Annotated in this window: 1 protein-coding gene; it reads left to right on the plus strand. The window is 36.7% G+C overall.

Annotated features, from left to right (window positions below; translation table 11 throughout):
• Positions 1–66 precede the first annotated feature (66 nt).
• Positions 67–13,899, plus strand: coding sequence for a T9SS type B sorting domain-containing protein (locus tag AMD28_RS12555; RefSeq protein ID WP_055444488.1), 13,833 nt, complete (start codon positions 67–69; stop codon positions 13,897–13,899).
• The last annotated feature ends 26 nt before the right edge of the window (positions 13,900–13,925 follow it).

Below are 13,925 nucleotides of genomic sequence, written 5' to 3' on the forward strand. Positions count from 1 at the left end.
AAATTTGAAGTAAAAAATAGCATTTAACCCATCCCCCAAATGGTTTAAATGTATGAAACGTATAGCATGAAAAAACCTACTTTTTTTAAGATCGTATTAGTAATTGTATTACTAGCAAACTGCTTGCAGTCTATCGCTCAGAATTATGTCCCATTTACACCTAGATTTAATCAAGACCTAAAAGGAGATATTCGGTTGATAGGGAATAATATATTAGGCCCAGACAACAATGCTTTCAATAATGATAATGTGTATAATCATAATGTCGATATGCAATATATTGATATTGATGGAGATCCTTCAACATTCAATTCTACAAGTGCAGATTTAGAAATTCCGAATCCTGGTTGTTATAGAATTATACATGCAGGTTTGTATTGGGGAGCAGTTACAAATGGAACAGATCCAATTACAAATGTCAAATTTAAAGGTCCGGAAGGAGGTTATAATGATGTTGTAGGAACGCCAATTTATAGTGCTGGAGGAGTAGCAACGGGTGCTAGTTATCCGTATTCTTGTTATGCAGATGTAACAAGTATAGTTAATGGTTTTACAAATAATCTAGGTACCTATACTATAGGTAATGTTTCTACTGCACAAGGAGAAACATCCGATTTTACACCTTATAACGGAACTGGATATTCTGCAGGTTGGTCTTTATTTATCGTTTTTGAAGATCCAACTTTACCAGGAAAATCAATTACTAGTTTTGATGGTTTTAGTGCCATCAGTTTTGCCGACAACCCTAATTTAGATATTCCTGTTTCTGGTTTTAGAACAGTACCAGCACCTATACCTGTAAGAGCAAACTTTGCGTTTGCAGCTTTAGAAGGAGATAAACCAATTCAAGGAGATAGATTAAGAATTAATGGCGTAAACATGTCTACGGTAGATCGTCTTGCAAACAATTTTTTTGATAGTTCTGTAACGCAACTGGACGCAACTCCTGTAATGAATAGAAATCCTAACAGTACAAATACTTTAGGTTTTGATACAGGAATTATGGCGGTTCCCAATCCTGGGAATTCTGTTATTGCAAATGATTCTAATAATGCAACAATTAGTTTGGCAACACAAGGAGATACTTACTTTGTGTATCTGTCTGCTATTGCTGTAGAAATTATAGAGCCTAATATTGTTCTTACTAAAATAGTATTGGATGAATTTGGAGCCGATATTGGAGGACAAATGGTTGCTTTAGGCCAGCCTTTAACCTACGTTATTGGTTTTCAGAATACGGGAAATGATGACGCTGGAAATTTAATTATTAGAGATATACTTCCTATTAATACCATTTTTGATTATCCAACGGGTTTAGAATTACCTCCAGGTGTTTCGATTGTAAGTTATGATCCTATTACTCGAGAAGTTGTTTTTAGTGTAGCTAATTCCTATGTAGAAGAAGGATACCCTCTTTCCGAAATTCGAATTAATGTAACTGTTGTTGAAAACTGTAATGAAATTGATGATGCTTGTTCTAATATTATTAATAATCAAGCTTTTGCTACCTATACAGGTGTTACAAATCCTAACTATGAAATTACAGATGATCCTAGTGTAAATAGTAATACTGGCTGTTTATTAACACCGCAAGCGACTAATTTTCTTGCCGATTTAAACGACTGTATATTTACACAAAATGAAGTGCTTTGTGGGGAAAGTGTACAGTTAACTGCAGCCGATGGTTATGATACATATTCTTGGTCTACAAGTGCTACAGGTACGCCCGTAATAGGTACAACACAAACAATTACAGTGACCAATGTTGGTACGTATTATGTGCATAATGCTGCTGTAGCTCCTTGTCAATCTATAGATCAAATATTTACAGTTACGCCGTATGGTGCTTCTATTACAAATCCTGTAATTCCGTATGCAGATGAAGTTGTTACTTGTCCGAATGATGGAAAATTACTGCCAAATATATTTTTATGTGGTGCCAATGATTTCGTATTTATCGAAACAAATATTGCAGATGCATCTACGATTATTTGGGAACAATTAGACGAAGCAAGTTGTGCACCAGTTTCCGATACAGATTGTGCCAATGAAAATACTTCTTGTACTTGGACGCAAGTTGGAACAGGGCCAGACTTTTTAGCGAATACTTCCGGACAGTTTAGGTTAACTTTAAACTATGATGGTGGATGTTTTAATCAGTTTTATTTTAATGTATATCAGAATATTTTAATTCCGACGGTTAACGCTCGTGATATTATATGTACCACTCCTGGTCAAATTACAGTTGGTGGTGTTCCTTCCGGATATGAATATAGCATAGATGGAACAAATTTCCAGGCTAGTAATATTTTCTCCGTTACCGTTGCAGGTATTTATACAATCTATATTAGACAAACTGGAGTAACTACAAACCCTTGTATTTTTACCGTTCCAGATATTCAAATTAGAGAAAGAGATTTTACGGTTTCTACAAACGTGACACAACCACTTTGTAATGGTGATAAAGGAAGTATTCAATTGGTTGCAAATGATGTTAGACCACAATATTTTTTCACCATCCATAATGGCGCTACACTTGTAAATAGTGTTGGTCCGATTACGGAAAATAATTATGCATTTAATAATTTAAATCCTGGTACTTATACTGTTTTAGTGGAAACGGAAGACGGATGTACCTATACAGAAGATATTATAATTTCTGAACCTCCATTATTAACAGTTACAGCAGCTATTACTAGTCCGTTAACCTGTGCCGATGGTGAAATCACAGTATATCCGCAAGGCGGAACACCTCCTTATTTTTACTATATAAATAGTACAACAGATTTTCAAACGGTACCAGAAATAGTGGTAACCGCTGGAGGGACTTATGATATTACGGTATTAGATGCTAACAACTGTAGTGCTAGTACGACTATTGAAATAGTAGATATCCCAGCTCCAGAATATACGATTAGTCAAACCGATGTTTTATGTTATAATGATACTACCGGCGAGATTCAAATTAATGTTACCAACGCAAATGGATATACTTTAGAATATAGTATAGACAACGGAACAACTTTTACTTCCAGTTCTATTTTTACAAATCTAAATGGTGGTAATTATGAAGTCATAATTAAATACACGCTTGGTGCTTCTGAATGTTTTACAACCGTAGAAACGATTACCATAAACCAACCAGATGAAGCTTTAACAGCTACAGCAGGAATCTCTGCACTTGCAGGTTGTGGCCCATCGGGAGAAGGGACGATTAGAATTACCAATCCGCAAGGAGGAACACCATTTCCTGGTCCAAATTTTTATGAATATAGTTTTGATAACCAGGCGACTTGGACCACATCTAATGAAGCATTTGTAAATCCGGGAACGTACACCGTTTACATTCGGGATGCAAATGGCTGTATTTTTGTTATGCAGGATACCATTTTAGATCAGGAACCTCCTGCGCCAACGATTGAAGTTGGTGAAACTATTTTTAATTGTGATGGTTCGGGGAATGCAACGGTAACGGTAACTAATAATGGAGGAACTTCTTATGCATACGATTATTACTTAGATGGTACACTTAATTCGAATACAACAGATCCTCAAACATTTGTAAATGTACCTTCAGGATCACACACGATTAGTGTAGAGTACACTTTATTAACGGTGCCAACCTTTAGTAATTTACTTTATGAGACATTTGGTTATGGTGAAGACACTACTTCTCCTGGAATTAATCCGACGTATTATTGTTTTGAAAGACAGGTTGTTGCAACACAGTGTAGATACAATCCAGCAATTAACGATGGTGATTATTCTGTGACTTCTAGTATTGTACATCCATTTAGTACTTGGATAAACCCAATAGATCATACACCGGTAACGATTCCTGCAACACCAAACGGACGATTTATGGTTGTAAATATTGGAGCAGCAATTCCTGCAACCGAAATATTATATGAAAAACAAATATTTGATATTATTCCAAATCAGCCAATACAAGTAGAGTTTGCTGCTATGAATTTGCTGGAAACTGGAAATTCGCAATATGACCCTAACTTAAGAGTAGCATTAGTAGATGGTTCTGGTACAGAAATATCATTTTACAATACTGGAGATATTCCTAAAACAGAAAACTGGGTAGAATATCCTACAACACCAATAACTTTAGATCCTGGAGCGAATACTAGTTTGAAATTCATTTTAAGATCCAACGTGCAACAAGTTAGTGGAAACGATGTAGCAATAGATGATTTGAAAGTATTCCAACTTCCTGTTGCATGTGCGAATCTTGTAGATTTTCCTTTTGTTATTCCTTCCGGAAATGCATTTACTGCAGATATTACAGCAACTTCAATGATAAGTTGTTCTGGTAATGCAGATGGTGAAATTACAATTGCAGTACAAAATTTTGACCCTATTTTAGGTTTTCAATATTCTATGGATAATGGTGTAACTTGGATAACCGAAACAACATCGCCACAAACGATTACCGGATTAACAGATACCACCTATAATATTCAAGTGCGTTATGAGGATGCGGCAGATACTTGTATTTTTGACTTTACAGAAACGATAACCTCATCAAATCCTTTAGAAATTAGTATTACTAATACAGAAGTGAATTGTGTGGATGGCGCAACCATTACAGCTACTGCAACTGAAGGAACGCCTGGATATTCTTTTCAATTGATAGATACCGTTTCTCCTTTTACAGTAACCGATTTTCAAAATGGTACGTTAACAGATGTTGCTGCGGGAACTTATACTGTGCAAGTAACAGATGCTTTGGGTTGTACTGCAGAAACAACACTTACGCTAAGTGGAACAACGGCACCAACGGCAATAATTAGTACGACCTCTAATTTTTGCTATGAACCAACAAATGGAGCAACTCTAGAAGTTACTGCTTCAGGAGGTGTAGCACCATATCAATATAATATCAATGGAGGCACATTTCAAAATGACAATATTTTCAATGGTTTAACACCTGGAACATATACCATAACCGTAAGAGATACTTTTGGATGTGAGGTTACTTTACCTGCGGAAACCATAGAGCCTCAATTAATATTAAGTACTATAATAACAAAAGATTTAGACTGTACAACGTCTCCAGATGCTGTAATCACAGGAACTATATCTGGTGGTACTGCGCCATTTACGTATGCAGTATCTGAAAACGGAGGAACATACACCGATTTAGGAACTACTGGTACTCCTTTCACTTATGCAACGGCAACAGCAGGAACGTTTCAATTTCAGGTAACGGATGCACTAGGTTGTATTGCAACATCGGAAGTCAATACTGTGGATGCTATTTCAACGCCAACAGGAACCGCTAACGGTGTGGATCCACTTTGTTTTAATGATGCAAATGGAGAAATTCAATTGTTTGCGGCAGATGGTTCTGGCGGATATACTTTCAGTTTTAATGGAGGTGCTTTTTCAACTACGTCATTCTATGATGCCTTGGATGCAAATACTACCACCGCTACAACTACAGATTATACCTATCAAATTCAAGATAGTAATAACTGTGTATCTCCTATATATACCATTACTTTAAATAACCCAACAGAGATTGTTGCAGCTGCTACTTTATCGAATAATACCAACTGTAGTACTACAACAGATATTACGGTAACTGCTTCTGGTGGTGCTGGTAATTATACGTATAGTTTTAATGGGAATGCAACTTATACTGCTACAAACGTATTAACAGTAACCAATACAACTACAGCGCAAACCATAATGTTTTCGGTAAGAGATGCTAATGGTTGTATCGATACAGAAACTATTGAAGTTCCACCATTCCATCCTTTAACAGGAATGACTTTTGTGGATTCTAATACCATTACTTGTAATGCTGCCACTACAGATGTGACTGTAAATGCTACAAATGGAATAGCTACATTTTTATACGAAATTACTGCTCCAGCAGCAGCAACTTCTAATACTTCTGGTGCAACAAGTGGAATCTTTACCAATGTTGGTCCTGGAGATTATACCTTTCAAATAACAGATGGTAATGGTTGTACAACTACTGCTTCTCATACCATTGCACCAGCAATTAATATTGCAGTAGCGCAAACAAACACAGATCAAATATGTTCTGGTTCGGATGATGGAACTGCTGTTTTTACAATGACAGATGTTAGTAGTCTAGGAAACTATAGCTATACATTAACGCCTTCAGCAGGAACAATCACACAAACAGGTAATGAAGTTACAGTAACTAATTTACCAACAGGAACCTATACGTTTGATGTTGTAGATACTACAACAGGTTGTACTAGTTCTGCATCTATTACTATAGATCCAGTAACTCCAATTACTTTTACAGTAAACGCAAGTAATATCAGTTGTAACACGGTTACTTCAACTATGAATTTTGCAACATTATCAGGAGGAACTGGTGGTTATAGCTATGCGTATGTAACTTCTGGAAGTGCAGCTCCCGCTAGTAGTGATTACAGTACTTCAACAACGGTAGATACTAGTGTTTTAGGATTGGTAATTGATGTGTACGTAATGGATAGTAATAATTGTGTAGTTATGGATACCATAACTATTATAAGTGATATTCTACCTAGCGTTACTGCAAGTATCGATAACCAGTGTACCGGAACAGGAAATAATTTTACAATTACAGCAACGGCAACAGGTATTGCTACGTTAATCTATAGTATCGATGGAACTAATTATCAAACAGGAAATACATTTACAGTAACTGCAGGAACATATACTATAACCGTTAGAGATGGTAATGGTTGTGAAGTAACAGATACGGTTATTGTTAATCCGCAATTAACACTTGCTGCTGTATTAGATAAAGATATTACTTGTGTTTTACCAGCGGAAGCGGAAGTAACACTAACAGCTTCAGGAGGAGATGCATCGGTTTATACCTATGCATATTCTACAGATGGAGGTACTACATATACCAATATGGCTACCAGCGTACTAAACACAACAACACCTGGAAACTATATTTTTATGGTTACGGATGCTAATTCTTGTACGGCAGCAACAACAACGCCGATAGAGATTACAGCAGCTGTCAACCCAGACATTACAGTAACACAAACCGGATTCATTAATTGTAATGGAGAAGAAACAGGTGCTATTTCTATAACACCAGATATTACACTTGGTCAAGCGCCATTTGTTTTTGAAGTATATAATACAACCACAAGTACTTCTTATGGCACACAAACTTCAGGTTTACCAGCAGGAGATTATACAGTTACTGTAACGGATGCGAGAGGATGTACAGAAGTAGAGCCTATTAGTATTTTACAACCAGCTGCCATTATTGTTAACCATTCTACAGTGCCAATCACATGTACTACAAGTGGAGTTTCGCAAGGATCGGTAATTGTGGATAGTGTTACAGGAGGAACAGGACCTTACAACTATTTTGTTACAGGAACTAATGGTTACGATGAGGTAGAACTTAATAATATAGGAGATACATCTACTACTTTTGATGTTGTAGATTTCGGTTTATACCAAATTAATGTTGTGGACACCAATGGATGTTCCGTGTTAATTCAAAATGTATTAGTAGCTTCTCCTCCAGATGATTTAGATATTACTATTGACGCGACTGCAGACTGTGTAACAGGTGGAGAAGCTGTGGTTACCGTAAGTACTACATTAGCTGGTTCGGGGCCTTTCTATTTTGATATTTATAATGGTACTATTCCAACAGCACCACCAGGAGGAACATGGCAACTAGAGACATCACCTGGTTCTATTACCTTTTCAGGATTAACAACAGGTGTTTTATATACTTTTATTGTTTATGATTCGCTTACAGGTTGTACTTATTTTGAAACTGCAGCTGCTCCGATTCCAACGAACTCAACTTTAACAGTAGATACTGTAAGTTCTAATAATATAACATGTACAGGAAGTGCAGATGGTAATGTTTCCTTCACAGTACATAATCCGGAAACTAGTGCTATTGATGTAGATTTTGAAATTTTTGATTCCTTATCACAAATAACAACGGGTGTTAATGGAAATGGAACAGTACCTGCAGGTGGATCACTTCCTATTTCTAACTTAGGACCTTTACCTTTTGGAAACTATTATGTTTTAATTACTGAAACCTCTGGTACAAATGCTGGTTGTAGTATTGTAACTGCTTCCCCATTTAATATTACAGAATCTGCTATAGATTTTAATTTAACAGCTTCGGTTTCTTCGAATGAAAATTGTAACGATTTAGGAGTTATCACTGCAATTGCTAGTGATGGAACAGCACCTTATCAATATCAAATTTTATTAGATTCAGATACTGCTCCAATCGCAACAAGTACAGGTTGGGCATCTGCTAACACATTTACTGTAGTAGCAAATGGATATACCGTTTATGCTATCGATGCTTATGGTTGTATTAGAGATTTTGATGTTACTCTAACTAAAGATGCAGAACCAACAATTGATCCGCAAACGACACCTTGTTTTGTCGGTAACCCTCTAAATATTACCATTACTGGTAGTGTTGCTATTGGAAGTCCGTTATATAGTATGAATGGAACTACTTTTGTTTCCAATCCTAATTTTACGGTTTCTGCTTCTGGAACGTATACTTTATACCTACAAGATGGAAATGGTTGTGTGGCATCCACACCTTATATTGTTAATGATCAACTATTATTAAGTGCTGCTTTAACTAGCGCATTAGATTGTAGTGCAACACCAAATGCGGAAATTACTTTATCCGCGACAGGAGGAGATACTACATTATATACCTATGAAGTATCTACCGATGGTGGTTCTACATATAGTCCAATGGGTACCAATGTATATACCACAACAACAGCAGGAACATATATGTTTATGGTTACAGATGCTGCAGGTTGTACGTCTACAGTAACCTATGTTTTAGATGCTATACAGTCAACAACTTTTACAACAGCAGAAATAAATGTGAGTTGTAATGGTGGTAGTGATGGTTCTATTACGGTAACCACGACGTCATCTACTGGTCCTTTTATGTACCAGTTAGATTCTGGAACACCACAAAGTTCTAATGTGTTTAGCGGATTATCCCAAGGAACGTATACAGTAACCGTTATAGATGCTAATGCTTGTGATTATACAAGTACTCCAATTACTATCACAGAACCGTTGCCATTAACAGCAACCGATTCGGTTTTAGCAACCACTACTTGTGATGTTGCAACCGTTATTACGGTATTAGGTCAAGATGGAACGCCTACCGCTTCTGGCGCGTATTATTATGATTTTAATGGTACTGGGTTTTCAACAACAAATACATATACCGTCAACAGTAACGGAACGGTACAAACTATTAATTATACCGTAAGAGATGCAAATGGATGTGAGGTTACAGGTGCTCTAATTGTTAATCCGTTAGATTCTCCAACAGATTTAGATTTTTCTGCAACGCCAATTACTTGTTTAGTTAGTACTAGTGATATTACTTTAACTGCAACAGGAGGAACTGCAGCCTTAAGTTATGAGATTTTATCTCCTGCAAGTGCAACAACAAATACTACAGGTGCAACAAATGGTATTTTCACCGGATTAACAACAGATAGTTATACGTTCCAAATTACAGATGCAAATGGTTGTTCTTACCAAGAATTATATGTGTTAGAAGATGTGGATAATATAGAAGTTAACGGTCAGTTAATTAGTGATGTTACTTGTAACCCAGGAACAGATGGAGAAGTGTTATTTACAATTTCTAATTTTACAGGAACATACAGTTATTCTATTAATGGAAATCCACAGGTAACCGGACAAACAAATCCTACAGTTACCATAAACGGATTAACAGCTGCAAGTACACAAACGATTGTAGTTACCGATGAAGCAACAGGATGTACAGCGACAACATCTATAACCGTATCTCAATCTACACCATTAAGTTTAGTGGCTGACCCTTTTATTAATGCAAATTGTAATGCGGGTGCTCAAGTAAGTGTAACTGCTTCCGGAGGAAATGGATCTTACAGTTATTCTTTTGTAGTAAGTGGTGCGCCAGTAGGAACGTATTCTAGTTCCAATACTGCTGTTTTAGATCCAACGATTTCAACAACGTGGGATGTCTATGTTCAGGATACTAATAGTTGTGTTATTTCTTCACCTTTAACAATTACGATTGCTACCGATCCTGTTCCAACAGGAATAACGGTTACAGGTTCTCCATGTCTAAGTGCAGCAAACGATTATACATTTACTGTAAATGTAGCTTCCGGAATAGCGCCTTACCAATATAGCATAGGAAACGGTTTTCAAACGAGTCCTATTTTTACAGTAAGCGCTCCAGGTACTTATACGATAACGGTGCAAGATGCTAATGGTTGTGAGAATACAACAACATATACTATTGACGATCCAATAGCATTAACACTAGCTGCGGTATCACCAAGTTGTAGTGATGACGATGGAGAAATTACAGTAGCAGGTTTTGGAGGAACTGGTAGTTATACCTATGCTATAAGTCCTAATCCTGCTTCCATAACGGTAACCGGAAATGTGTTTTCTGGAGTACCTTCTGGAAGTTATGTCGTTACTATTACAGATGCTACAACATCTTGTTCTAAAGATGCTAGCGTAGTATTAGATACGGCAACACCTGTATTATTTTCTACTAGTGTTAACGATGTAACTTGTAATGGAGATGCGAATGGTGTCATTACGGTAGATTTACCTGCTAGTAATGATAATCCAATCTATACGTATGAGATTACTGCGCCAATTATTGTAGCGCCACAAAGTTCAAATATATTTACAGGATTAGCAGCAGGTACCTATACGGTACAAGTAACTTCGGGAAGAGGTTGTATAATGACAGCTAATGTTCTTGTTGATGAACCAATAGCTATCGATGTTCCTGCACCAGCAACAGTACAATATACTTGTACTACAGGAACGAACACCATTCATTATGCTTCCATAACGGTAACTGGTGTTACTGGAGGTTCTGGAACCTACACTATTTATGAATTTCTAGAAAGTGGTACAGTCGTACAATCTGGAAGTAGTAATGTGTATACCGAATCGGATGCTTCTGGAGGGAGTTATACCGTGAATGTGTATGACGATCAAGGTTGTTTAGGAAGTACACTAACAGCAGTTATTATCAATCCATATCTAGATCTAGATACGATATCCGTTACCATAGATAATGCGATTACTTGTACTAATTTAGAAGATATTACTGTTACCGCTTCAGGAACTACTGGTACGCCAACAAATTTAGAATATACAGTAGAAGATGTTACTGGTGCTGTAACAGGTGGTATATATAGTGAAACAAATACAACAGGAATCTTTACCGGATTAGATGTTGGAAACTACAGTATTACCGTATTAAATTTAGATACCGGATGTACGCTTGAAAGTGTACATTATGTAGACAGTCCAAATACTTTCGATCTTATTGTAGATGCAGTTATAGATGTTACTTGTTATAACGACAACAGCGGTAGTGTTACCATTACTTTTGTAGATGAGGTTGTTACAGGTACAAACCCAGATCAATCCGGACCATTTAACTATACTATTTTAGATAGTTCTGGTACCACCGTAAATTCTGGAGCAACTGCAAATGCAGGGCCAGTTAATATTACAGGATTAACAGGAGGAACGTATACTATAAATGCTACTTTAATAGGAAGTCCTTTTTGTACCGTAAGTGAAAACTTTACAATTACAAGACCTACGGAAGCATTGGCACTTACCACAACACAAACTTCGGTAACCTGTTTGGATGGTATAGGTACCATTTCAGCTGTTGGTACCGGTGGTTGGGGTAATCTAGAATATGAATTAACTGGAGATGCTACTGTTGCATATTCTACTAACGGAACATTTACAGGACTGTTTGCAGGAAATTATGTAGTGAATGTAAGAGATGTTCAAGGTTGTATTGTTTCCGAAAATGTAAATTTAGCAGCAACACCTCCAATAGATAGTACTTTCATTCTAACGCCAAGTGTATTGTCTTGTTTTGGAGATCAAGATGCAACATTAACGGTAACGAATGTTACTGGCGGACAAGGAAGCAATTATACATATACTTTAAATAGTGCATCGCCAAGTGTTACTAATTCCGGACCACAAACGTCTAATGTCTTTACCGATTTAGCAGCCGGAGTATACTCTGTTACTATAGCAGATGGTTTTAACTGTACGATTACTTCCGCAGATATCACTATTCAAGCACCAGCAGAAGTAGAAGCAAGTTTAGTAAAAGAAACTTCTTTAACTTGTTTCAGTCCGGCGACACTTACTTTAAGTGCGACAGGCGGAACAGGCGCATATACCTATAGTGCTAATAGTAACTTCACGCCGGTGATAGGTACCTTTGTAAACACAATTACATTTCCAGTATCTGAAGGAACTTACATGTACTATGTGCGTGATGCGAATGGTTGTGTTTCTAATGTTTCTAATGATATTGCTATTGATACGCTTCCAGATTTAACCATAGATTTAACATTAACCAATGTGATTATTAATTGTGCTGGTGATAATAATGGTGCTGTGGTTGCAGTGGCAGCAGGTGGTTTAGGGAATTATGTATATACATTACAAGATGCTTCTGGAACTCCAATTATAGCAACACAAACAAGCCCAGGGGTTTTTACAGAATTAATTGCAGGTACCTATCAAGTAGAGGTAGTTAGTGGAGATTGTCTTACAACATCTGCACTCATTAACATTACAGAGCCAGCAGCGCCACTAACAGCAACTTTTATAGTAAATGATATAACGTGTAATGGCGCAGATGATGGTTCTTTAATTATTAATGCTTCGGGTGGAACAGGTATTATTAAATATGCGATTTCTCCGCAAATGAATCAGTTTTTTGAAACCAATACGTTTGAAAATTTAGCAGCAGGAAATTATGATGCTGTCGTTCAAGATGAATTAGGTTGCTATTTGACTTTTAGTTTTACCATAAATGAGCCAGATCCTGTGCTACTTAGTGTTGTTTCAGGATCCATTTTGCCAGAAATATGTTCTGGAGATAATAATGGAGAGTTTAGTATTGATATTTCAGGAGGAACACCTGTGTATGCTGTGAGTTTAGATGATTATAATGGACCATATATTACAGGAGCAATAGGACAAACGCAATTTGATTTTACAGACTTAATTGGTGGAGATCATACGGTATTTATAAGAGATAGTTTTGGTTGTGAATCGGAATGGAATATCACTTTCCCAGAATCTGTAACGATTAATCCGATAGTGAATATAGAGTATAGTTGTGTCAATAATGTTTCCAGTAATGTGGTTACCGTAACGGTAGACGATAGTATTACAGATCCTTCCGATTTAGATTATTCTTTAAACGGCGGAGCATATCAAGCGAGTAATATCTTTATAGATGTGGTTCCTGGAATAGGTCATTATATTGATGTAAGACACACCAATAGCTGTATTAAAAGAACAGCGCTTTTCGATATTTCATTTTTTGATCCGTTAACACTTGATATTATAGATGGTGAGTTTAATGAGATTGTTACTGTGGTTACAGGAGGGTCTGGTAACTATGAGTATACCTTTAATGGGGAAGATTTTGGAACTACAAGCACGTTCATGATTACCGAATCTGGAGACTATACCGTAACGGTTACCGATAGTAATGGCTGTATGGCAATAGCTACAGGTTATTTTGAATTTGTTGATATCTGTATTCCAGACTATTTTACACCAAATGGCGATGGTGTTTTAGATGGTTGGGCTCCAGAATGTGTGAATCAATACCAAAACATTGAGTATTCTATTTTTGATCGTTATGGTCGTAAAATAGCAACATTACGTAGAGGTGAAAAGTGGGACGGAAGATACAACCAAACAGAACTTCCTACGGGAGATTATTGGTATGTTATTGAATTAAATGACCCGTCAGAAAACAGAGATTTCGTAGGACACTTTACATTATACCGATAATCGTCATGTGTTTTTATTATCCAACT

The sequence above is a fragment of the Lacinutrix himadriensis genome, from assembly GCF_001418105.1.
Classification (GTDB): domain Bacteria; phylum Bacteroidota; class Bacteroidia; order Flavobacteriales; family Flavobacteriaceae; genus Oceanihabitans; species Oceanihabitans himadriense.

Coding starts and splice junctions, on each gene's coding strand:
- AMD28_RS12555 (WP_055444488.1), top strand. CDS start 67: ATGAAAAAACCTACTTTTTTTAAGATCGTATTAGTAATTGTATTACTA.